Source organism: Halorubrum amylolyticum, from assembly GCF_004114995.1.
In the GTDB taxonomy this organism is placed as follows: Archaea; Halobacteriota; Halobacteria; order Halobacteriales; family Haloferacaceae; genus Halorubrum; species Halorubrum amylolyticum.
In genome coordinates this window covers 62,596-83,735 of record NZ_SDJP01000010.1, presented here as the reverse complement: position 1 = coordinate 83,735, position 21,140 = coordinate 62,596, and the positions used below count along the sequence as shown (strand labels likewise).

Annotated in this window: 20 protein-coding genes; 7 read left to right on the top strand and 13 right to left on the bottom strand. The window is 68.0% G+C overall.

Going from position 1 to position 21,140, the window contains the following annotated elements; genetic code table 11:
• Window positions 1–73 precede the first annotated feature (73 nt).
• Both ESO89_RS09390 and ESO89_RS09385 read right to left on the bottom strand, forming a co-directional pair.
• Complete coding sequence (locus ESO89_RS09390) at window positions 74–859, bottom strand: MBL fold metallo-hydrolase (RefSeq protein ID WP_128905265.1); 786 nt, start codon at window positions 857–859, stop codon at window positions 74–76.
• A 75-nt stretch (window positions 860–934) separates the two neighbouring features.
• Window positions 935–1,702, bottom strand: a complete 768-nt coding sequence (locus tag ESO89_RS09385) for a helix-turn-helix domain-containing protein (RefSeq protein ID WP_128905262.1) — start codon at window positions 1,700–1,702, stop codon at window positions 935–937.
• A 301-nt stretch (window positions 1,703–2,003) separates the two neighbouring features.
• Here ESO89_RS09385 and ESO89_RS18530 point away from each other — a divergent pair, with 301 nt between their 5' ends.
• The 4 genes from ESO89_RS18530 (at window position 2,004) to ESO89_RS09370 (ending at window position 7,010) form a co-directional block, all read left to right on the top strand.
• The gene (locus ESO89_RS18530) at window positions 2,004–2,174 is read left to right on the top strand and encodes a hypothetical protein (protein WP_164932772.1); all 171 of its coding nucleotides are present in this window, start codon (window positions 2,004–2,006) and stop codon (window positions 2,172–2,174) included.
• A 558-nt stretch (window positions 2,175–2,732) separates the two neighbouring features.
• A complete protein-coding gene (gene ileS / locus ESO89_RS09380; RefSeq protein ID WP_128905261.1) occupies window positions 2,733–5,930 on the top strand; it encodes an isoleucine--tRNA ligase in 3,198 nt (1,065 codons plus the stop codon).
• Window positions 5,931–6,097: 167 nt separating this feature from the next.
• A complete protein-coding gene (locus tag ESO89_RS09375; RefSeq protein WP_128905260.1) occupies window positions 6,098–6,604 on the top strand; it encodes a GNAT family N-acetyltransferase in 507 nt (168 codons plus the stop codon).
• Window positions 6,605–6,662: 58 nt separating this feature from the next.
• Window positions 6,663–7,010: a hypothetical protein gene (locus ESO89_RS09370; protein WP_206731743.1), complete on the top strand. Its 348-nt coding sequence runs from the start codon at window positions 6,663–6,665 to the stop codon at window positions 7,008–7,010.
• 40 nt (window positions 7,011–7,050) lie between these two features.
• Here the strand turns inward: ESO89_RS09370 and lrpA1 are convergent, their stop codons facing one another.
• The 3 genes from lrpA1 to ESO89_RS09355 form a co-directional block, all read right to left on the bottom strand.
• Window positions 7,051–7,479 (bottom strand): HTH-type transcriptional regulator LrpA1, encoded by a 429-nt coding sequence (gene lrpA1, locus ESO89_RS09365; RefSeq protein ID WP_128905259.1) that lies wholly within the window; start codon window positions 7,477–7,479, stop codon window positions 7,051–7,053.
• Window positions 7,480–7,586: 107 nt separating this feature from the next.
• On the bottom strand, window positions 7,587–8,525 hold the full coding sequence (locus ESO89_RS09360) for a thiamine pyrophosphate-dependent enzyme (protein ID WP_128905258.1): 939 nt from the start codon (window positions 8,523–8,525) through the stop codon (window positions 7,587–7,589).
• A gap of 3 nt (window positions 8,526–8,528) precedes the next feature.
• The gene (locus tag ESO89_RS09355; protein WP_128905257.1) at window positions 8,529–10,424 is read right to left on the bottom strand and encodes a 2-oxoacid:acceptor oxidoreductase subunit alpha; all 1,896 of its coding nucleotides are present in this window, start codon (window positions 10,422–10,424) and stop codon (window positions 8,529–8,531) included.
• 196 nt (window positions 10,425–10,620) lie between these two features.
• Between ESO89_RS09355 and dph5 the strand changes: the two genes are divergently transcribed.
• The 3 genes from dph5 (at window position 10,621) to ESO89_RS09340 (ending at window position 12,387) form a co-directional block, all read left to right on the top strand.
• Window positions 10,621–11,418 carry a diphthine synthase gene (gene dph5, locus ESO89_RS09350; RefSeq protein ID WP_128905256.1) on the top strand — a complete coding sequence of 266 codons (798 nt, stop codon included), beginning with the start codon at window positions 10,621–10,623 and terminating at the stop codon, window positions 11,416–11,418.
• A gap of 113 nt (window positions 11,419–11,531) precedes the next feature.
• Complete coding sequence (locus tag ESO89_RS09345; RefSeq protein ID WP_128905255.1) at window positions 11,532–11,918, top strand: CBS domain-containing protein; 387 nt, start codon at window positions 11,532–11,534, stop codon at window positions 11,916–11,918.
• A 94-nt stretch (window positions 11,919–12,012) separates the two neighbouring features.
• A complete protein-coding gene (locus ESO89_RS09340) occupies window positions 12,013–12,387 on the top strand; it encodes a CBS domain-containing protein (protein ID WP_128905254.1) in 375 nt (124 codons plus the stop codon).
• Window positions 12,388–12,412: 25 nt separating this feature from the next.
• On the opposite strand, the gene ESO89_RS09335 is transcribed toward ESO89_RS09340, so the two are convergent.
• The 8 genes from ESO89_RS09335 to ESO89_RS09300 all read right to left on the bottom strand — a co-directional run bounded on the left by ESO89_RS09335 (window position 12,413) and on the right by ESO89_RS09300 (window position 21,041).
• A complete protein-coding gene (locus ESO89_RS09335; RefSeq protein ID WP_128905253.1) occupies window positions 12,413–13,660 on the bottom strand; it encodes an MgtC/SapB family protein in 1,248 nt (415 codons plus the stop codon).
• 161 nt (window positions 13,661–13,821) lie between these two features.
• Complete coding sequence (artA, locus tag ESO89_RS09330; protein ID WP_128905252.1) at window positions 13,822–14,784, bottom strand: archaeosortase A; 963 nt, start codon at window positions 14,782–14,784, stop codon at window positions 13,822–13,824.
• A 105-nt stretch (window positions 14,785–14,889) separates the two neighbouring features.
• The gene (locus ESO89_RS09325; RefSeq protein WP_004050001.1) at window positions 14,890–15,342 is read right to left on the bottom strand and encodes a transcription elongation factor Spt5; all 453 of its coding nucleotides are present in this window, start codon (window positions 15,340–15,342) and stop codon (window positions 14,890–14,892) included.
• Window positions 15,342–15,518 (bottom strand): protein translocase SEC61 complex subunit gamma, encoded by a 177-nt coding sequence (locus ESO89_RS09320; protein ID WP_006628863.1) that lies wholly within the window; start codon window positions 15,516–15,518, stop codon window positions 15,342–15,344. The genes ESO89_RS09325 and ESO89_RS09320 overlap by 1 nt, the downstream gene beginning before the upstream one ends.
• Before the next feature lie 129 nt (window positions 15,519–15,647).
• Window positions 15,648–16,817, bottom strand: coding sequence for a cell division protein FtsZ (gene ftsZ / locus ESO89_RS09315; protein WP_128905251.1), 1,170 nt, complete (start codon window positions 16,815–16,817; stop codon window positions 15,648–15,650).
• A 195-nt stretch (window positions 16,818–17,012) separates the two neighbouring features.
• Window positions 17,013–18,419, bottom strand: coding sequence for a D-aminoacyl-tRNA deacylase (locus ESO89_RS09310; protein WP_128905250.1), 1,407 nt, complete (start codon window positions 18,417–18,419; stop codon window positions 17,013–17,015).
• A gap of 500 nt (window positions 18,420–18,919) precedes the next feature.
• Entirely contained in the window at window positions 18,920–19,870 is a 951-nt protein-coding gene (locus tag ESO89_RS09305) for a calcium/sodium antiporter (RefSeq protein WP_128905249.1), read from the bottom strand.
• A 196-nt stretch (window positions 19,871–20,066) separates the two neighbouring features.
• A complete protein-coding gene (locus ESO89_RS09300) occupies window positions 20,067–21,041 on the bottom strand; it encodes a PhzF family phenazine biosynthesis protein (protein ID WP_128905248.1) in 975 nt (324 codons plus the stop codon).
• Window positions 21,042–21,140: the final 99 nt, after the last annotated feature.

Below are 21,140 nucleotides of genomic sequence, written 5' to 3'. Positions count from 1 at the left end.
AGGATGTAGACTGACTCCCTGCTGGCAGACCATGTGTCTGTCATAGGCCACCACCTACGAGATAGTGACGAAATCAGACGGGGCTAAACACGTACCGCTGAAATAGACTGAACCGCTCGCCGTCCTCGGGAACGTGTACATTCGCTGTCTCTGCCCGCAGTTCGTCGCGCGACAGCAAGCAGTGGTTGATCGCCTCCATATGGACGACCACTATCTCGGCGTCAGTGGCCTCGCGGACAGCGTCGACGTCCTCGACACCCATCGTGATGGGTTCGCCCTGATCGAACTGCGCTTCGCCGCCGTTGAGAACGACCAGATCGGGTTCGTACTGGTCGAGTGTCTCTTCGACAGGCTCGTACCAGATCGTGTCCCCGGCGACATACACCGTCTCGTCGCCCTCGAAGACGAAGCCCGAGACCGGGCCCATTCCCTCGGCGAGTTCGCCGTGCCCGTGCTGGCCCGGCGTCCGGTGGACAGTGATATCCTCGAAGGAGGTTTCGTCGTCGACAGGGCGAACGTCAGTGAAGCCCTCGTCGGTGAAGGCGTCGGACTCCTCGGGCTGACAGAACAGCGGCACGTCGGCATCGAGTTCCTCCCTGGCCGCCTCGTCCCAGTGGTCGGGGTGGCGATGCGTGACAACCACAGCGTCGTAGGTGAGGTCACCGTCAGGCAGCGGAACGAGCGGATTCCGGTCCTGATTCGCCGTGGTGAGGAACTCCGGAGCTGCCGGGTTGTCTGTCACCGTCGGCATCTCGCCCTGCAGCGTGAACATCGGATCCACGAGGAACGTCGTGTCACCGACGTCCAGGAGGATAGTCGCGTTGCGAATCAGCTGAACACTCGCACCAGTCGTTGCCATACCCGGGCCTACGAGATTCTTCGGGATGGGATTTACTTCGACATATTCCAACCGTCGAGGAGTTCGACGTGCTGTCTACTGGATGAATTCGATGTCCTCGGGATCGAGATTCACGTCAAGGTCGACGTCGAGCGAATCCGCGGCGAACTGTTGTGCCAGCCACGCCTCCGCTCGGTTGAGACGGTACTGGAACGTCGACCGTGACACACCGACGTCTTCGGCGATTTCCGCGACCGATTGCTGCCGTGGCTCTTCGTAGTACCCACGTTCGATTGCAGCCTCGAGTGCTGACTTCTGTTCGGGCGTGAGGGTTTGCTGGACGCGACCGTCTTCGAGCAAGCACGGCGGCGTGCCGAGTCGTTCAACAGTAAGCGACAGCCCCTCTCGCAGGTTCGCTCGGACTTCCTCGTGAATCTCTGATACTGTCCCGTCGATCAGCATCCGCCACCGGTATTGGTCACCACGCCGTTCCGTACGCATTATCAATCCCTCGCCGATGTGCTTCGCCGCGACCAAGGGAATCGACCGTGGACCATCACCTTCCCGGCGAAGCCAGTGAATCTTCCGTGATTCCGCATTCGACGAGAGGATCGTGTACTCGTATTCAGTCACGGGTGCTCCACACATTCCGGTTGTGCCCGGAGCATCAGCGACGCGTTCCAGCGCGTCGTCGAACTCGTCGAGGACAGCAGCGAGGCCGACGATCTTCTCAATACCCCACACTGCCTCGCTGGTCGCATTGATCTCCATCGACCGGGCATACAGATCCGGATTGTCGATGAAGAGATCCATCACCCCATCAGCCCCGTTCTCGTATTCGACTGTGAAGACGAACTCCCGCATGATACCGTCCGTTCGGACTTGTCGAGGATAACTTGTTTCGTAGCCCGCTGCTTGATAGGGGGACGATCTCGAGATCGTTCGCGACCGTCTCGACCGGATCAGTTCCACAGCAGAAGAGCTCATCGACGTGCTCGAAGACGGCGCCTGAATCGTTAACCAACGCTCGGTTCTGACCTTCAATTTCGTTGATTAAGTCTGTTCGTCTCCGTCCTCCGTGGCAGTCACAAGGCTAAATCAGGGCCGAGTTTATACTCTGTGGACGAAACGCAGGTATGAGTACCATAGAACAATCGCAAAATTCGTGACGCTCGACGCCCTCCTGACCGACGACCGGACCGAGTCGCAGGGGAACGTCGCCGTCTCGTTCACGTACAACAGGGCGTTCGTCTGGGTCGGTGACGTCCTCGCCCGCCGTGAACGGCGGGGCTTCCCTTCCACAGGGGGGAACCCGGTCGTTCCGGTTCGGTTCTAGGACCGTCTCTCCCGGCGTCGGCGGGGCGGGTTTCGTCCCTCGGCCGGGAGCGTCCTATGGCACCGTCACGTGTGCTCCCATCCGCAAGCGAGTCATCGCCGCGCGGTTTCTCGACGCGGCTCTCTCCCAAGCGGTCGAACCTCGCGGTTCCGTGCCGGCTCCGGTCACACCTTGTCGGCCGAAGGCCATCAACCGGGCTTACGGAGCACCGCAGACATGGGTGGAATGCGGTCCGACTCGCCCCGCGTATCGACGGCGCGAGCCGGCGGAACCCGTGTGTGGACCGTCGGCACGGCCGATACTAAACGTTGGGGTTCCATCCCGGCCACTTACCGCGGTTCGGCACGAAGCGTACGCGATTCACGCCCGCCCTGAAGGGCGGGATTCTCTCGCTGAAAGAAGATAGCGGCGGCGGGATCGAGATCGACCCGGACGGGGGGAGCCCCGAGTGAGTCCAAGCGAGACTTCCGGTTGACGTCCACCCGTCGCTCCGAGTTCGCCGACATCTCGTTGCTCCGAGTCCGCCGTATTCAAATACGCGCGCGAAGACGAACGCACATGGACGATATCGACGACCAGTACACGCCCGCGGACGTCGAGTCGGCGGTCGACGAGTACTGGGACGACACCGACGCCTACGAGTCGGCGAAGGAGGCGCACGCCGACGACCCGCCCTTCTTCTTCGTGGACGGGCCGCCGTACACCTCCGGACAGATGCACCTCGGTACGGCGTGGAACAAGACGCTGAAGGACGCGATCATCCGCCACAAGCGGATGACCGGCCACCGCGTCACCGACCGCCCGGGCTACGACATGCACGGGCTCCCGATCGAGGTGAAAGTCGAGGAGGAGCTCGGCTTCGAGAGCAAACGCGACATCGAGGAGTACGGGATGGAGTCGTTCATCGAGACGTGCAAGGAGTTCGCCTTAGAGAACCGGGCGGCGATGGACGAGGACTTCCAGTCGATCGGCGTGTGGATGGACTGGGAGAACCCCTACGAGACGATCGACCCCGAGTACATGGAGGCCACCTGGTGGGCCTTCTCCGAGGTCGCCGACAACGGGCTCGTCGAGCAGGGGAAACGCTCCATCTCCCAGTGTCCGCGGTGCGAGACCGGGCTCGCCAACAACGAGGTCGAGTACGAGGACGTGGAGGACCCCTCCATCTACGTGAAGTTCCCGCTCGCCGACCGCGAGGGGAGCCTCGTGATCTGGACGACGACGCCGTGGACCATCCCCGCGAACACCTTCGTCGCCGTCGACGAGGAGCTCACGTACAACGCGGTCCGCGCCGAGAGGGACGGCGAGGAGGAGCTGCTCTACGTCGCCGCCGAGTGCGTCGAGGACGTGCTCGGTGAGGGGCGCTACGAGTCGTACGAGGTCGAAACCGAGCTGACGGGCGACGAGCTCGTCGGCTGGGCGTACGACCATCCGCTCGCCGACCGCGTCGCCGAGTATCCGGACTTCGAGGGCGCCGGGCGGGTGTACGCCGCCGACTACGTGGAGGCCGACCGCACCGGGCTGGTCCACTCCGCGCCGGGCCACGGGGAGGAGGACTTCCACCGCGGTAGCGACCTCGGGCTCGAAATCCACTGTCCGGTCGGCCCCAACGGTGAGTTCACCGAGGCCGCCGGGGAGTACGCCGGCCAGTTCGTGCGCGACGCCAACGACGACATCGTCGACGACTTGGTCGCCGACGGGCACATGCTCGCGCACGGCACCGTCGAGCACAGCTACGGCCACTGCTGGCGGTGTGACACCGGCATCATCCAGCTGGTCACCGACCAGTGGTTCATCTCGATCACGGACGTGAAAGCGGACCTCCTCGACAACATGGAGGAGTCCGAGTGGCACCCGCAGTGGGCCCGCGACAACCGGTTCCGCGACTTCATCGAGGACGCGCCCGATTGGAACGTCTCCCGGCAGCGCTACTGGGGCGTCCCGATCCCGATCTGGGTGCCGGAGGACGCCGTCGAGCAGAGCTCGACGAGCCACCGGACGCAGTCCGGTGACGCGGAGCCCGGGAGCCTCGACGAGGACATGATCGTGATCGGGACCCGCGAGGAGCTGGCCGAGCGCGTCGAGGAGGACGTGGACCCCGAGACGATCGACCTCCACCGCCCCGCCGTCGACGACCTGACCGTCGTCGAGGACGGCACCACCTACCGCCGCGTCGAGGACGTGTTCGACGTGTGGCTCGACTCCTCGGTCGCCTCGTGGGGCACGCTCGGCTACCCGAGCGAGACGGACGCCCACGACGAGCTGTGGCCCGCCGACCTCATCGTCGAGGCGCACGACCAGACCCGCGGCTGGTTCTGGTCGCAGCTCGGGATGGGCACCGCCGCGGTGGACCAAGTCCCTTACGAGGAGGTCCTCATGCACGGGTTCGCCAACGACGAGGACGGCCGCAAGATGTCCAAGTCCGTCGGCAACATCGTCACCCCCGAGGAGGCGATCGAGCGCGCCGGCCGCGACCCGCTCCGCACCTACCTGCTCAGCCACGACCAGCAGGGCGTCGACCTCGCGTTCGAGTGGGACGGGCTCGGCGAGCTACAGGGGAAGCTCAACATCCTCTGGAACGTGTTCCGCTTCCCGCTGGAGTACATGGACCTCGACGGGTACGACCCCGCCGAGGCCGACCTCGACGACGGCGAACTCGAACTCGCCGACGAGTGGGTGCTCTCGCGGCTCCAGTCCGTCGAGACGGAGGTCGAGGCGGCGTGGGCCGACTACCGCGTCAGCGACGCCGTCAACGCCGTCATCGAGTTCGTCACGCAGGACGTGTCGCGCTTCTACGTGAAGGCGGTCCGCGACCGCATGTGGGAGGAGGCCGATTCCGCCTCCAAGCGCGGCGCCTACGCGACGCTCGCGACCGTCCTCGACGAGACGACCCGGCTGCTCGCGCCCATCGCGCCGTACATGACCGAGCGCATGTACCAGACGCTCGACGGCGAGGCCACGACCGTCCACCAGCTCGACTACCCCGAGCCCGACGACGACCTTCGGGACCCCGAGCTCGAACGCGACGTGGCCGTCCTCCGCGACGTGGAGGAGGCCGCCGCGAACGCCCGCCAGCAGGCCGGCCGCAAGCTCCGCTGGCCCGTGCCGCGCGTGGTCGTCGAGAGCGACGACGCGGACGTGACCGCCGCGGTCGAGCGCCTCTCGGAGCTGATCGCCGACCGCGTCAACGCCCGCGAGGTGACCGTCACCGACGCGTTCGACGAGCTCGTCGAGACCGCCGAGCCGCAGATGGGCGCGATCGGCCCCGCCTTCGGCGCCGACGCCCAGAAGGTGATGGAGGCGGTACAGGGCGCGACCCGCGCCGCGGTCGAGGGCGGCGAGGTCACCGTCGACGGCGAGCCCGTCGACCTCGACGACGAGATGGTCGAGTACGTCGCGGAGCCGCCGGAGCACGTCTCCGGCGCCGACTTCGACGGGGGCGCCGTCTACGTCGACACCTCGCTGACCCCCGAGATCGAGTCGGAGGGGTACGCCCGCGACGTGATCCGCCGGATTCAGGAGATGCGCAAGGAGCTCGATCTGGACGTGGAGGCCCGGGTCCGCGTCGGCGTCGCGGTCGACGACGACCGGATCGCCGGCTTCGTCGACGAGCACGCCGACCTGATCGCCGGCGAGGTGCGCGCCGACGCGTGGCTCGACGACCCGAGCGACGCCGCGGACGCCGAGGGCGGCCTCGTCGAGGAGTGGGAGGTCGAAGGCGTCGCCGTCACGATCGGGATCGAACCGGTCGCGTGACGACCTGATCGGGATATTCGCGGGAGAGCGCGCGACGATTCGTGAGATCAGGGGAGCGTCAGACACAGAGACGGCGTGTAACCGATCGTTTTTCGATTTCTCTGGTGTACGCTGCGAAACGTTGCCGTCCCGAAACCTATAGGTGACTTCTTGACCCACGGTCGTACATGCATGTCCGGGCGGCGCGGCCCGACGACGCGGAGGCGCTGCGGACGGCGGTCTCGCGTGCCCGCGAGGCGACCGTCTTCGACGACATCGGAGCTCCCCTCCTCGACGTGTCCGCCGCCGGCGTCCGCGAGGCCGCCGCGGAGGCCGAGTGGTCGTTCCTGATGGAGGGCGAGGACGGACCGGTGGGCGTCGCCATCGCCCATCCCGACGCGGAGGGGCCGTCGGACGGACCGACGAGAGGGAGAGAGGGGGATCGGGAGGCCGAACTGCTCGCGCTGTGGGTCCACCCGAACCACGCGGGCGAGGGCGTCGCGAACGAGCTGCTCGCGCGCGTCGCGTCCTCGGTGGTCGACCACAGCGTCGACACCCTGCGCGCGAGCGTCCCCGCCGACAGCCCCGGCGCCACCGAGTTCTTCAGCGCGCACGGGTTCGTCCACCGTGGCACCCGTCGCGGCCCGGCCGGCGACGAGTCGATCGTCGTCGCCGACGTGGACGCGCTGCAATGACGGTGCCCGCGACGGGACGGAACTAAGTGACCGGCGCACCCACCGCCACCGTCCGAACATGGTTCCCGTCGACTTCGGTGCGGCCCCCCTCGTCGCGCTCGGCGCGGCGGTCGTCTTCGACGTCCCCGACCGGCTCGTCGCCGGCGTCGCGTTCGGCATCAGCGCTCTCGGAACGATCGTCCTCAGGTGGCTCGTCCGCTACCGCGACCGCCGCGAACTCCTGACGACGCCTGACGTGAGCCGGGAGCGAGCGCGGCGGCTCGGCGGGGCGGCGATGTGGACGGGGGCGCTGCTCTGTCTCCCGCTCGCGGGGGTTCTGCTGGGGGCGAGCGAGTCCGAGATCGCCGTCGCAGCGCTGGGCGTTACGGCGGTGGCGGGACTCCTCATCGCGCTCGCCTACCGGTAAAAAGGATCTACCGGTGTCGAACCGCCTGACCGGCCCGAGCTTACTTCAGGCGTTCCTGGAGGAACGAGGGATGCGCCGCGGTGACGCCGTCCACGCCGAGGAGCTTCTCGGAGATGACGTCGCCGAGCTCGTCGCCGTCGCCGGCGCGGACCTCGGCCATCAGCATGTGGTCGCCGGAGGAGGTGTACAGCGCCTGCACCTCGTCGAGCTCCTTCAGCTTCCGGGTCGCGCCCACGTACTGCCCCGAGTCGACGTCCATCCCGACCATCGCGATCGACTGCGACGAGAGCTTCTTCGGGTCGACCTCGGCGGAGTAGCCGACGATCACGCCCTTCTCTTCGAGGCGGTCGATGTACTTCCGCACCGTCGGCTTCGAGACGTTCGCCCGGTCGGCGATCTCCGCGCAGGAGGCCTGCGCGTCCTCCTCTAACACCGACAGGATCCGTTCCTCCGTCGAGACCGTACTCATGGCTACTCCTTTGTCACCACCGAAAAAATACCTTGCGAACCGAAAAACGAGGCGAACGGACGACGAACCGCGCCCGGAGCGGCCGGCGATCCCGGCTTCCGGCCGCGTCAGGCGTGCTTGTCGAGGAACTTGTCGTGGGAGCGCTCCCACTCGTAGTCGTCGTCCCAGTAGCGCTCGGCCAGCGGCTCCTCGGGCATCTCGCCGAGCGCCTGCTTCTCCTGACCGTAGGACGGACGGTCCTCGTCGACGTAGAAGCGACCGGTGAGGACCTCGCCCTCGTAGAGCGCCTCCTCGGTCGTCCGCATCATCTCCTGGGCCTCGACGCGGTCCGTCTTGTCGAACTCGTAGTCGTCGGACTCGTTGACGTCGATGTAGGGGACGTACTGGCGCGCGTCCTTGTTCCAGGTCGGACACTGGGTGAGGAAGTCGACGTGCGCGAAGCCGTCGTGCTCGATCGCCTCGACCAGGATCTCTTTGGCCTGGTTCGGGTTGACCGCGGCGGTCCGGGCGACGTACGAGGCGCCGGCGTTCAGCGACATCGAGAGCGGCTTGATCGGCTCCTTGGCGCTGCCGGACGGCTGCGTCTTCGACTTGTGGCCCTTCGGGCTCGTCGGGGAGGTCTGTCCCTTGGTGAGCCCGAAGATCTCGTTGTTGAAGACGATGTACGTCATGTCGTGGTTCTCCCGGGCCGTGTGGATGAAGTGGTTCCCGCCGATCCCGTAGCCGTCGCCGTCGCCGCCGGCGGCGATCACTTCGAGGTCGGGGTTCGCGAGCTTCGCGGCGCGGGCCACGGGCAGCGAGCGCCCGTGGATCGTGTGGAATCCGTACGTGTCGAGGTAGCTGTTCAGCTTGCCGGAACAGCCGATCCCGGTACACAGCAGCGTCTCCTCGGGCGAGCGGCCGACCTCGGGGAGCGCCTGCTTGAGCGCCTTCAGGACGCTGAAGTCACCGCAGCCGGGACACCAGGTCGGCTGGGGCTCGACGCCGGGCGTGTACTCGTCGCGGTCGATCTCCCGTTCCTCTCCGATTGCTGAAAACGTACTCATTGGTTAGTCACCTGCGGCTGGGACGAAGGTGGTCTGATGGCCGGACGCGTCGCCGTCGCCCTCGATGATCGCGGCCTCGAACCCGTCGACGATCTCCGCCGGCTCGAACGGGTTCCCGTTGTACTTCAACAGGCTCGACAGCTTCTCGCCGTAGCGGCCGAGGTTCTTCTGGACGAGCCCGCGGAACTGTCCGGACGCCGTCATCTCGACGACGAGGACCTCGTCGACGCTCTCGACGAACGCCTCGACCTGCTCGGTCGGGAACGGCGCCATGTCGGAGACGCCGTACGACTTCACCGAGACGCCGGCGTCGTTGAGGCGGCCGACCGACTCCTCGACGGTGCCCTGCTGGCTGCCGAACGTGAGGATGCCGTACTGGGCGTCATCGAGGCCGGCGTACGAGCCGGTGTCAACGGTGTCGAGGTCCGCGCGGATCGCCTCCAGCTTCTGGGTCCGCCGGTCGATCTGCGCGACGCGGTTGTCGGGCGACTCGGCGATGTGCCCCGTGGGGTCGTGCTCGTTGCCGGTCGCGAGGAAGCGACCGCCCTTCTGGCCGGGGATCGACCGCGGGGAGACGCCGTCGTCGACGTCGTGCTGGAACCGGTGGAACTTCCCGTCGGCCGAGTGCGGCTCGTCGGCCAGCGCGTCCTCCGAGAGCGTCTTCCCGAGGGTCGGGTTCGGCTCGCGGTCGAAGTGGCTCTTCGGGACGTTCGTCATCTCGCCGCCGAGCTTCTGATCGTACAGGAGGATCGACGGGATCTGGTACTCGTAGGCCAGCCGGAAGGCGATCCGCGACTGCTCGTACGCCTCCTCGACGGTCCCGGGCGCCAAGACGACGCGCTGGGAGTCGCCCTGCGAGGTGTAGAGGACGTGTTCGAGGTCGGACTGCTCCGGCTTCGTCGGCATCCCGGTCGACGGGCCGGCGCGCATGGCCTCGACGAGGACGACGGGCGTCTCCGTCATCTCCGCCAGTCCGAGCGGCTCCGACATCAGGGCGAAACCGCCGCCCGAGGAGCCGGACATGGCCTTCACGCCGGCGTGCGAGGCGCCGACCGCGAGCGCGGCCGCGGCGATTTCGTCTTCCACCTGCTCGGAGATCCCGCCGAGCTTCGGTAGGTTCTTCGTCATGATGGTGAACACCTCGGTCCACGGCGTCATCGGGTAGCCGGCGATGAACCGGCAGCCCTCGTCGATGGCGCCGTAGGAGATGGCGTCCGAGCCGGACATGAGCAGCTGGGTCTCGTCGTGCTCGCCGGTCGGCACCGACACGTCCGGGGCGTCCACGTCGTACTCCTCGCTGACCTGGTCGTAGGCGGTCTCGAGGATCTCGATGTTCGGTTCGAGGATCTTCTCCGGCATCGCGTCGCGCATCAGGTCCTCGACGTGGTCGAGTTCCATGCCGGTGATCGCGCAGGTCGCGCCGACACCGGCGGTGTTGCGCATGACCTCGCGACCCATGTCGCGGGCGAGCCCGCGGAGGTCGAGGGGGTATACGTGCCAGTCGTTCTCCTCGGCACGTTCCTCGAAGTCCGGGATCTCGGAGGCGTCGAGGAGTCCCTCGTCGTACACGATGACCCCGCCCTCGCGGAGTTCGTCGAGATTCTCCGAGAGCGGCTTGATCTCCTCGTTTCCGTAGATAGCCTCTTCCTGCGGGTTTCGGGCGAACGAGTCGCCGAGCGCGAGCAGGAAGTTATACCCGTCCCCACGGGAGTTCACTGGGCCCGAAGACGCACGGACCTCGGTGTAGGTGTGGCCCCCGCGGATCCGAGACGGGTAGTGGCGATGCGTGAAGACGTTGAGCCCCGATCGCATCAAGGCCTTCGCGAAGTTCTGGCTGGTCGAAGCGATCCCGTCACCGGATCCCCCCGAAATCCGCCAGATGAGTTCGTCGTCAGTCATAGTGGTATGTGAGCCCGTGAGGGCCTAGTGATCCGACTTTGTGTTGGTTACCTCTTAGGGCTTGCTATGGAATCACAAGAGACGATCATGTAGGACCTTGACGAACGACTACCGGCGGCCGTTCGGATCGGCTCCCTCCGCCGCGATTGCGGCGCCGTTCCGCGTCCTTTTACCCGTCGCCCGCCCGACGGGTCGTATGCTCACGTTCATCGGCCTCGGCCTCTACGACGAGCGCTCGGTCACCGTCGAGGGGCGCGAGGCGCTCCGGTCCGCGGACCGTGTCTTCGCCGAGTTCTACACCAGCAAGCTGGTCGGCGCCGACGTCGAGGACTTGGAGGCGTACCACGACGCGGAGATCGAAGTTCGGACGCGCGAGGAGGTCGAACGGGACCCGGAGGCGATCCTCGCGGCGGCGGAGGAGGGCCACGCCGCGTTCTGCACCGCGGGCGACACGATGATCTCGACGACCCACACCGACCTCCGACTGCGCGCCGAGGAGCGCGGGATCGACACCCGCGTGATCCACGGCGTGACCGCTCAGTCGGCCGCGTCGAGTCTCACCGGGCTCCAGAACTACCGGTTCGGCAAGGCGACGACGCTTCCCTTCCCGTACGCTCACGGCGGCGACGACGTGCCGGGAAGCGTGATCGACACCATCGAGGCGAACCGCGAGCGCGGGCTCCACACCGTCGTCTACCTCGACATCAAGGTCGGCACCGGGCCGACCGGCCCCGACCCGGACCACGAGGAGTACATGACCGCCGATGTGGCCGCCGGCCTGCTCGCCGACGGGTGGGAAGACGCGCTCGCGGTCGTCGTCGCCCGCGCGGGGTCGCCCGATTCGGTCGTCGCTGCCGACCGCCTGAGCGCTCTCGCCGAGCGCGAGTTCGGCGACCCGCTCCACCTGCTCGTGATCCCCGGGGACCTCCACCACGTCGAGGCCGACGCGCTCGCGGGGCTGGCCGGCGCGCCGCCGGAGCTCGTCGAGGAGTGAGTCGGGCGGGGTCTCCCGCACGCGGTCGCCGTCGACTCCCCGCACGCGGTCACCGTCGACGAGGTGCCGGACGACCGCACGTTTGATGACCCCGGACCGCGTTATCGCGTCACATGGCTGACCTCGCCGTCGAGCGGCTCATGTCGACCGATCTGCTCACCATCGAGTCGGGCGCCTCGGCCGCAACGGCCGCCCAACGGATGCTCGAAACCGGGAAGAGCTCGATCCTCGTGGTGGACGGGAATCGCCGACTGAACGGGTTGATCACCGCGACCGACTTCGTCTCGCTCGTCCGGGAGAACGACCCCGAGGACGAGACGCCGGTCGAGGCGTTCATGACGACCGACGTGGTGACGGTCGGTCCGGACGACACGATCGAGGAGCTTGCCGAGCCGACCGCGCACGGCTACACGCACCTGCCCGTCGTCGACGGGGACGGAGCGCTAGTCGGGATGGTGTCGACGACCGACCTCACCGCGTACGTCTCGGGGAAGCGGTAGTCGACGCGTCCATGGTCGGTGACCGACACGCCGTCCCGCGCCGTCGCCTTGCGCCAGCCGGAAGAGTCATCAGGTGTGGTAACACACGGCAGGTATGGATCTGAACGACCGGACCCGCGTCAGCGAGGTCATGTCGACGCCGCTGGAGACGATCGGGGTCGACGAACCGCTCCGGGAGGCGGCGCGCCGGATGACCGACGACGACATCAGCGCGCTCGTCGTGACGACCGGCGGCGGCTGCATCGTCACCCAGAGCGACATCGTCGGCGCCGTCGCGGCGGGCCGCGATCTCGACGACACGGCCGTCCGCGACGTGATGACCGAGAACGTCGAGACCGTGACGCCGGACCTCATGATGGAGGAGGTCGCGGCGATGATGACGATGTACGGAGTCAAACACCTCCCGGTCGTCGACGACGATTACGTCGGCATGGTCTCGTCGACCGACGTCGCCGAGCACCTGTCGTGAGCGCCCGTGAGCTAGTTCCGGCGCGCTAAAGCAGGAGCAGGGGCGCGCCGACCGCGATCCCCACCGCGATCAACACGAGGTTCCAGAACAGCACCGGCCGGACCAGCTCCCGCGTGATGCTCGCGGCGAAGGCCGTCTTGACGAGGACGCTCGCAGCCGTCCCCGCGACGACCCCCGCGACCGCGGTGTCGACCGTGATCTGTCCGGTCCCCAGAAGCGAGACGGCCGTGGTCGTCGCCGTGCCGGAGGAGACGAGCCCCGCGAGGAACGACGTGGCGACGAACCCGCCCGCGCCGAACGCCCGCTCGGCGCCCGCCGAGACGAGCAGCACGAGGACGAACAGCGCCCCGAACGTCAGGGCGTTCCGGAGGCTGAACGGCGAGGTGAGCTCCGCCTCCATCGTGGTCCGCCAGTCGCTGCGCCACACCGCGACGAGGACGCCGGTGACCGTGATCGCGCCCAGCGGCGCACCGACGACTACGGCGGCCTCGGGGACGAAGACGGCGACGACCGCGGCGTTCCGGAGGGCCATCGCGGCGTTCGCCAGCAGGATCGATCCGACGGCGATGTCGAGCAGATCGGCCCGTCCCTTCGCGCGTTTCGCCATCTCCGCGACGACCGCCGTGGAGTTCACGAGCCCGCCGAAGAAGCCGGTGACCGCGTAGCCGCGCCCCTGGTAGCGCTTCACGAGCACGTAGTTGACGAAGCCGATGGCGCTGACCGCGACGACCAGCGACCAGATGAGCCGCGGCTGGACCGCGTCCCACGGGTCGATCGTCTCCGCCGGGAGCAGCGGGAAGACGACGAACGCGAGGATCGTGAACTCGACCGCGCTGCGGACCTCCTCCCGCGAGAGCCCCCACGCAAACTGGTGAAGCTCCCGTTTCAACACGAGCAAAAGCGAGGAGAGCACGGCGACCGTCACCGCCTCGATGAAGAACTCCTCGGCGACGAGCGCCCCGACCCCGTACGTGACGAGCATCGACACGGACGTGGTCAGCGAGAGCCCGTCGACCTCCTCCTCGACGAAGCTCCGGACCGCGAGCAGCACCGAGATGGCGACGATCAACGCCCCGCCGACGATCAGGAGCCCGCCGTCGCCGAGCAGCGAGAACACGGCCGCTACGAGGCTGATCAGCGCGAACGTCCGGATTCCCGCGGACTTCTGGGACCACTCCCGCTCCAGTCCGAGGAACATCCCCAGCGCGGTCGCCAAGACCAACTTCGCCACGTTCGTCTGGAGGTAGACCAGCGGGTCGACGGCGCTCAACACGGGCCGGCCCTCCCTCGTCGCGTCCGCGCCCGCCGCCGCCCTCGCGGCTCCCGTTCCGACCGAGTCGTCGCGTCCATACGCCGAACCAGTCGACAGCGACGCCTATAGCTTACTATATATTAATATATAGTTTTGAAGGAGTCGTCCGTCCCCGGGCCGCGTCAGCGGTTGGTCGGCTCCCGCGGCAGATCGAGCGCCTCCGTCAGGTCGTGCTCTTCGCCGGTGAGCAGGTAGAGCACGTCTTCGAGAATGACCACGAGCTCCGGCAGCTCCCGCACCACGAGGAAGGTGATCCCGATCAGCGCCACGACCGCGAGCAGCTGGCTCATGATCCGGTCGGAGATCAGGAACGACACCCGGTAGGGGTCGCTCGCACCGAATATCGCCAACACGAGGTCGGGGTACCACTGCATGTACTGGTTGCCCGAAGCGACCGAGATGAACGTCGTTCGGAGGATGTTGAGGACGTAGATGAGCGAGACCGACACCGCGAGCCCGCGAAGCTTCCGTCGCAGGGGCGCCTCGACCGCGGTGACGAGCCCGCCGAAGATCGCCATGCTCCCGAGCCCCGTACAGGCGAGCACGATGTCGATCCGGTAGGTGTGCCCGTCGTCGAGCGCCCACAGGTAGGCCGCGTTGTACCCCTCGCTGCTCGCCACCCGCTCGGGCGCGTAGCCGAGTAGGTCGATGAGCATCCCGGTCTGGGTCGCGACCGCCTCGATGAGGACCCGGCGGGGCTCGGGGAACGCCACGCCGCCGAGCGTGAACGCCGGTATCGTCTCGAACGGGAGGTAGATGAACAGCATGATCGCGATGGCCCGCGTGAGGGTGAACAGCGACGCCCGCCCGTTGTACAGGAGGTAGCCGGCGTACATGCAGGCCGGCACCCCGACGAGCGCGAGGATCGACTCGACGTAGCTCTGGTGCTCGAACGCGAAGTACGGCACCGTCGTCAGCCAGAAGAGCCCGAACAGCGCCCACGTTCCGGCCGCGAGCGACCGGCCCGCCGCCAGCCCGCGGCTGTCGAGCAGCCACGCGACGGCGAAGAGGATCGCGACGAGCCAAGCGAACGTGAACGTGTCCGGCACCAGACTCAGAACCGCCGGCACGCCGGAACCGAACATGTCCGAACCGTCAGTCGTCGGCGGATAAAGCCCTTGTCGTTGCCGACGACCCGTCGGGTAGTTGGGCGAGAAAACGAGGACGGAGCGAAGAAAGGTCCGGACCGCTTACCGCTCGTCCGAGTCGAGCACGCGGATCTGGTCGCCGCGGACCGTCACCGGGATCGGGACGGTCGCCTCGTACAGCTCGACGGTCACTTGGTCTTTCCCCTCGTCGATGCGCTGGACGCGGGCCTTCTCGCCCTTGAACGGCCCGGCGATCAGCTCGACGATGTCGCCCTCGGCGATCCCCTCCACGTCGGGGGTCGGCGAGAGGAAGTGCTCGACCTCGGAGAAGGGGCTTCTCGCCGGCCCCTCGGAGCCCTGAATCACGCCGCGAGCGTGAGGTATCTCGTCGAGGATCCGGGCGAACACGCTCCCGTCCGTGGCCTCGACCATCACGTAGCTCGTCAGCTGGTCGGGGGCGATGACGGCCTGGATCTCCGGCATCTCCTTCTCCGCGAGCATGTCGGCGACGGTCCGCTCCTGGCTCGCGGTGGTCTTGACCGAGAAGATCGGCATTACGCGCCGACCCCCGGCAGGAGGCTCATGATCGCGAACATCAGGAAGCCGATGAAGCCGATGAGGAGGATGCCGGCCCCGGCGATCTTCGACACCTGGAGGAACTCGTCGGTGCTCGGCGTGCTCGCGAGTTTCAGCACCCGAATGTAGCTGTTGAGGTCGTACGGAACGTCCATGTTACGAGGAAGTTCGAGTCGATCCGGTTTTTACCTTTTGATGCGAGGCCGACGAGCGAGAACCGTCGAAACCGGGCGAGGAGGGACAGAAACGGCAGATCGGACTCGTATTCGCCGCGGAGCGCGCGATTACTCCACGTAGTCGATGTCTTCCATCTCGGGTTCCGCCCCCTCGGGCGCCTCGCCGTTACGACCGTAGATCTGCGGCGACTCGACGCCGGTCACCACGATCATGGTCCGCATCTCCCCTTCCAGCTCCTCGTCGACGGAGGTCCCCCAGATGATCCGCGCGTCGGGGTCGATCCGGTCGTAGATCTCCTCGACGACGCCCTCGGCCTCCTCGATGGACATATCGGTGCCGCCGGTGACGTTGACCAGCGCGGAGTTCGCGCCGGAGATGTCGACGTCGAGCAGCGGCGAGCGCAGCGCGGACTTCACCGAGTCCTGCGCCTTCGAGTCGGAGTCCGACTCGCCGAGCCCGATCATCGCGACGCCGCCCTTCTCCATGACGGTGCGAACGTCGGCGAAGTCGAGGTTGACCAGCCCGGGCATCGTGATGAGCTCCGTGATCCCCTTCACCGAGCGCATCAGGACCTCGTCGGACACCTTGAACGCCTGCCGGACGGGGAGCTTCCCGACCGCGTCGAGCAGCCGGTCGTTGGGGACGACGATGACCGTGTCGCTCACGTCGCGGAGCCGCTCTAAGCCGGCCTCGGCGTTCGTCCGTCGGACCTCGCCCTCGGCCGTGAAGGGAGTCGTGACGATGGCGATCGTCAGGGCGCCCGACTCGCGGGCGGCCTTCGCGACGACCGGCGCCGACCCGGTCCCCGTGCCGCCGCCGAGCCCGGCGGTGACGAACACCATGTCGGAGCCGTCGATGGCGTCCTGAATCTCCTCTTGGGACTCGATGGCGGCCTCCTCGCCGACCTGCGGGAGGGACCCGGCGCCGCGGCCCTGCGTCTTTTGCTGGCCCATGAGGATCTTCGTGTCGGCCTCGATGTTGACGAGGTGCTGAACGTCGGTGTTGGCGGCGACCAGTTTCGCGCCGTGAATTCCCTCCTCGGTCATCCGGTTGACCGTGTTGCCGCCGGCACCCCCGCAGCCGACGACCGTGATGTTGGTCTGGAGGTCCTGGAGGACGTCCTGCAGCTCCTCGTCGGTCATCGTCCCGGTCTGTGGCGGGGCGCCGGCGGCCGCGTCGTTCGCGCCGGCGCCGGCCGCGCCGGTGCCGGCCGCCCCGGCGTCGTCCGCCGTGGATTCCTCGGCTTCGTCGATGGCGTCCTCTACGATAGAGTCCATTATATGGTGTGGTTGCGACCCGGACGTATTTATTTTTGCCCGATCGTCTGACGCGAGTCAGACGGCCGAAGACGGTCTCCAGAGCCGCCGAAACCCGCGTGTCACCAAGCAAAAACGAACAATCGGACCGCCGATCGACGGTCGCGCTCTCGTCGCGTCGCGACCGGGGTCGTCACTCGATCGGAAACCGGACCGTCACTCGATCGGAAACCGGACCGTCCGCGCCCGCGACACGTCCTCAGGCGCGACCGTCTCGCCGCCGATCTCGACCGACTCCCCGTCGGCGAGCCGCCCGAACGCCGGCCCTTCCGGGACGCCCCGCTCGGCGGCGAGTCCGGGGTCGAACGCGGTCTCGCGAGCGATCACGGCACCGTCGTCCACTTCGACCGCGTCGTACCCGCGCTCCAACACGCCCGCCAGATCCGCGACGAGGTCGCCGTATCCGGGCGACCCCTCGTCGGCGGCGAACGCGGCCCGCCCCGTCGCCCGCGTCCCGGCCTGCTCGGTGCCGAAGGCGACGGCGTTCTCTTCTACCGCCGTGCGGGCCGCGCCCGCGTCCACGCCCTGCGCCCGCGAGAGCAGGTCCGCCGGGAGCGTTCTGACGCGGATCGCGTCGGGAGACACGGGGACGACCTCGCCGAACCGGAGGCCCTCGTCGACCGTCGCGACCTCGGCCTCCAGCCGCTCCACCAGCGGGAGGGAGCGCTCGCCGACCTCGCGCACCCACGTCTCGCTCACGACGCGGTGGCCGAGTTCCTCGACCGTCGCCGCGAGATCCGGCTTGTCGCCCTCGATCACCGCGAGGTCCGCGCGGCTCCGCGCGAACGCCTGCTCGATCACGTCACGGTTGGCGTCGGGCGCCCCCATCTCTCCGAGCGCCCAGTCGGCGCCGACGTGTCCCACCGCCCACTCGGTCTCGCGGACGATCCGGGTGAACCGCGGGGCGTAGTGACCGCCGCCGAAGCCGACGACGTGGCGGGGTCGGGGATCGCCGGCTTCGTTTCCTTCGTCGACCAAATCGGCGCCGGTCCCCCGCAGGTCGAGCACCGCCCGCGCGACCGCCCGGGCCGCCTCCGGGTCGGCCCACTGCGGTTCGTCGGAGCCGAGTTCGACGAAGAGCGAGGGGACGGCGGTGTCGGTCGGCCCGTGGTGGGTGCACTCGATCCCCACGTCGTACCCCTCGGGGGCGTGCGCCGCCAGCGCCTCGACGACGCGCTTCTCGGCGCCCGGCGCCGCGCGCGCCAGCGTCTCCGGCTCGCCCCCGTACGGCGCGGGGCCGAAGTTCCCGGTGACGTGCGCCGTGAGCAGCTCCCCCGTCTCGCCGGAGTGTCTGGAGACGAACGCGAGGAACTCGGGAGAATCGTCGGTGTCGGTGTCCTCCGTGTCGGCGTCACCGCCGAACGCGCTCGCCGGGTCGTCCAGATCGATGTGGAGGTCGTCGAACTCCCGCAGTTCGAACCCGTCGGTCCGGTAGTACGTCCCGCCGCCCGCGGCGTCGGGGCGGCTCGGGTCGTCGCGGCGCTCCCAGTCGCCGACGTCGAGCAGGTGCTCGCCGATGTGTTCCGAGGCGCTGTCGGCCCGGCTGACGACGATCGCTATCACGGGTTCCGGTCGGGGTCGGGCGGCCGAATAGCCGTCGATACGATGTCGGTGGAGCGGTGACGAGTTCGGTTGACCGCCCGGTCGATCGCTTATAAGTGATTGCTGGCGGCGGATCTACGATGAACACCTCCAAAGCCCCAGCCGCTCGGTAGTACTCGATCGACGACTCCGCCGTGAACACCTCCAAAGCCCCAGCCGCGAGGACGCCGCACGCTCGCTGCGCTCCTCAGTCGCTCGTTTCACTCGCTCCTTGCGGTGCTTGGTGTCGCCTGCGGCGTCCTCGCGACTGCCCCTTTGAGTCCCACCCACCGCGACCGCAGCCTCACACCTCCCCAGCCTCGTCGGTCGCCCTCCGCGTTGCTCCGGGCGACCGACTCCCTCGCGCGCGCTCCTCGCGCCCGGAGGGCGCTCGGAGGCACGCGCCACCGCACATCGACTTGTTCCCTACTTATAAACAGCATCCGTCATCGAGTCACCGATCCAGCGCACCCGCCGCGCACTCACGGCAGCAGGAGGAAGATGAACGCGAAGTAGCCGACGACGAGGACGCCGCCGTCAAGTCGGGAGATGCGGTCGCCGCGGTACATCAGCCCGACCAGCAGGGCGGTGAACGCGAGCAGCGCGGGAAACTCGAAGCCGCGCACGCCGGGGCTCACGCTGATCGGCGTGATCACCGCGACGATGCCGATGACCGCGAGGATATTGTAGATGTTCGAGCCGACGACGTTGCCTACGCTGAACTCCGCCTCGCCGCGGATCGCGGCGATGACGCTCGCGGCCAACTCGGGCAGCGAGGTGCCCAGCGCCAGCACGGTAAGGCCGATGAAGATGTCGGTGAAGCCGGCCGCCGACAGCAGCGACTGCCCGCCCTCGACGAGCCAGCGGGAGCCGAGGACCAAGGCGACGACACCCCCGACGACGGCGGCGACGTCGCGAAGGCGCGCATCGGGCATTTCCGCGCGCTCGGCGGCCGAGATCCCGGATTGAGTCTGTTGAACCCGTCGCATGACGACGACGGTGAACGCGACGAGGGTGGCGAGCAGGAGGACGCCGTCAACGGCGCCGATCCGGCCGTCCCAACCGAGCCCGACGAGCAGCAGCGCGGCGAGCGCCATGAACGGGACGTGGCGCTCGAAGACGGTCCGGGAGATGTCGAGCGGGCGGATCAGCGCGGAGATCCCCAACACGAGCCCGATGTTGGCGATGTTCGAGCCGACGATCGCTCCCAGCCCGGTGTCGGTCGACACCGTGATCGCGCCGAGGAGGGAGACGAACAGCTCGGGGGCCGTGGTCGCGAACGCGACGACGGTGACCCCGACCGTCGACGCCTTCAGCCCGACCGCGAGCGCGAGGTCGCTGGCGCCCGTGACGAGCAGTTCGGCGCCGGCGTACAGGAGGGCGGCGCCGCCGGCGAGCAACAGGAGTTCCGTGAGCGGCGACCCGAGTAACACGGCTCCGGGTTGTCGCGGTATTTTAAAAAGCGTCGTGATTCCGAGGCGTCGCGGGTGTGCGAAGCGGGCAGTGGCAAGCGGGCAGTGGCAGGCGTGCGGTGGCGATCGTCTCAGGCGCGCGTCCCCCGGAACACGCCGTGTTCGATCCCGGAGGGTGCGCCCGAGGGAGCCGCGCCCTCCCGGTTCCGCCGGATCGCTACGCCTCGATGATCTCGTCGTCGTCCTCTTCCTCGGGCACCCGCAGCTCGCCCTCCAGCGAGACCACCGCCCGCCCGCCGACGCGCACCGCGTCGCCGGAGACCCGGACGCGGACGTGGCCGGGCCGATCGATGAAGTGGCCTTGCTCGAAGCGCAGCTCGTCCGGGAAGTGGCCGTCGAACGCGCCGACCTCGCGGAGGTAGGCCCCGACCGCACCGCTCGCCGTCCCCGTCACGGGGTCCTCGGGCACCCCGACCGCCGGGGCGAACGCCCGACCGTGGAGGGTCGACTCCGCGCCGATCGCGTCGAACGTGAACGCGTACACGCCGGCGGCGTCGTGCGCCGCAGAGATGTCCTCGATCGCCGCCATGTCCGGCTCGGCCTCCCCGAGCCGTTCGAGGAAGTTCACGGGGACGACGAGCCACGGGAGCCCAGTCGAAGCGACCGCGACCGGGAGGTCGGCGCCCACGTCGCGCAGGGCCGCCGGATCGATCCCGAGCGCGTCGCCGAGGCGGTTGACGTCGAGGTCGGGCTCCCCCGCGCCGTCCCGGACCGGTCCGTCGCCACCGCCATCGCCACCCTCCGCCGTCTCGATCACGTCCACCGTCGGCGGGTTCTGTCGCATCCAGACGCTTCCGTCGTCGTCGATCGAGATCTCGAGGTCGCCGACGTTGGTCCGGAGAGTGCGGTCGCCCGCGTCGATCGCGCCCTCGGCGAATAAGGCGCCGTAGGTCGCGATCGTGGCGTGTCCACAGAGATCGACCTCGGTCGAGGGAGTGAAGTACCGCAGCCGATCGTCGGTACTGTCGTCCGGAGAACGCAGGAACGCGGTCTCGGAGGCGCCGACCTCCGCGGCGATCCGTCCCATCTGGTCGTCGCTCAGTCCCGCGGCGTCCGGCACGACGACGGCGACGTTCCCGGCCAGCGGCTCGTCCGCGAACGCGTCGACGAGAAGCGTGCGTCGCGTCTCCATGCGCCACCGTGACGGGCCGCCCTCAAAAGGGTCCCGAGAGTAGGAGAGAAAAGAGGAGAGGGTCGGCGTCCGGAGGCGACGCGTCCGGGAAGCGATGTG

Coding starts and splice junctions, on each gene's coding strand:
- ESO89_RS09390 (WP_128905265.1), bottom strand. CDS start 859: ATGGCAACGACTGGTGCGAGTGTTCAGCTGATTCGCAACGCGACTATC.
- ESO89_RS09385 (WP_128905262.1), bottom strand. CDS start 1,702: ATGCGGGAGTTCGTCTTCACAGTCGAATACGAGAACGGGGCTGATGGG.
- ileS (WP_128905261.1), top strand. CDS start 2,733: ATGGACGATATCGACGACCAGTACACGCCCGCGGACGTCGAGTCGGCG.
- ESO89_RS09375 (WP_128905260.1), top strand. CDS start 6,098: ATGCATGTCCGGGCGGCGCGGCCCGACGACGCGGAGGCGCTGCGGACG.
- ESO89_RS09370 (WP_206731743.1), top strand. CDS start 6,663: ATGGTTCCCGTCGACTTCGGTGCGGCCCCCCTCGTCGCGCTCGGCGCG.
- lrpA1 (WP_128905259.1), bottom strand. CDS start 7,479: ATGAGTACGGTCTCGACGGAGGAACGGATCCTGTCGGTGTTAGAGGAG.
- ESO89_RS09360 (WP_128905258.1), bottom strand. CDS start 8,525: ATGAGTACGTTTTCAGCAATCGGAGAGGAACGGGAGATCGACCGCGAC.
- ESO89_RS09355 (WP_128905257.1), bottom strand. CDS start 10,424: ATGACTGACGACGAACTCATCTGGCGGATTTCGGGGGGATCCGGTGAC.
- dph5 (WP_128905256.1), top strand. CDS start 10,621: ATGCTCACGTTCATCGGCCTCGGCCTCTACGACGAGCGCTCGGTCACC.
- ESO89_RS09345 (WP_128905255.1), top strand. CDS start 11,532: ATGGCTGACCTCGCCGTCGAGCGGCTCATGTCGACCGATCTGCTCACC.
- ESO89_RS09340 (WP_128905254.1), top strand. CDS start 12,013: ATGGATCTGAACGACCGGACCCGCGTCAGCGAGGTCATGTCGACGCCG.
- artA (WP_128905252.1), bottom strand. CDS start 14,784: ATGTTCGGTTCCGGCGTGCCGGCGGTTCTGAGTCTGGTGCCGGACACG.
- ESO89_RS09325 (WP_004050001.1), bottom strand. CDS start 15,342: ATGCCGATCTTCTCGGTCAAGACCACCGCGAGCCAGGAGCGGACCGTC.
- ESO89_RS09320 (WP_006628863.1), bottom strand. CDS start 15,518: ATGGACGTTCCGTACGACCTCAACAGCTACATTCGGGTGCTGAAACTC.
- ftsZ (WP_128905251.1), bottom strand. CDS start 16,817: ATGGACTCTATCGTAGAGGACGCCATCGACGAAGCCGAGGAATCCACG.
- ESO89_RS09300 (WP_128905248.1), bottom strand. CDS start 21,041: ATGGAGACGCGACGCACGCTTCTCGTCGACGCGTTCGCGGACGAGCCG.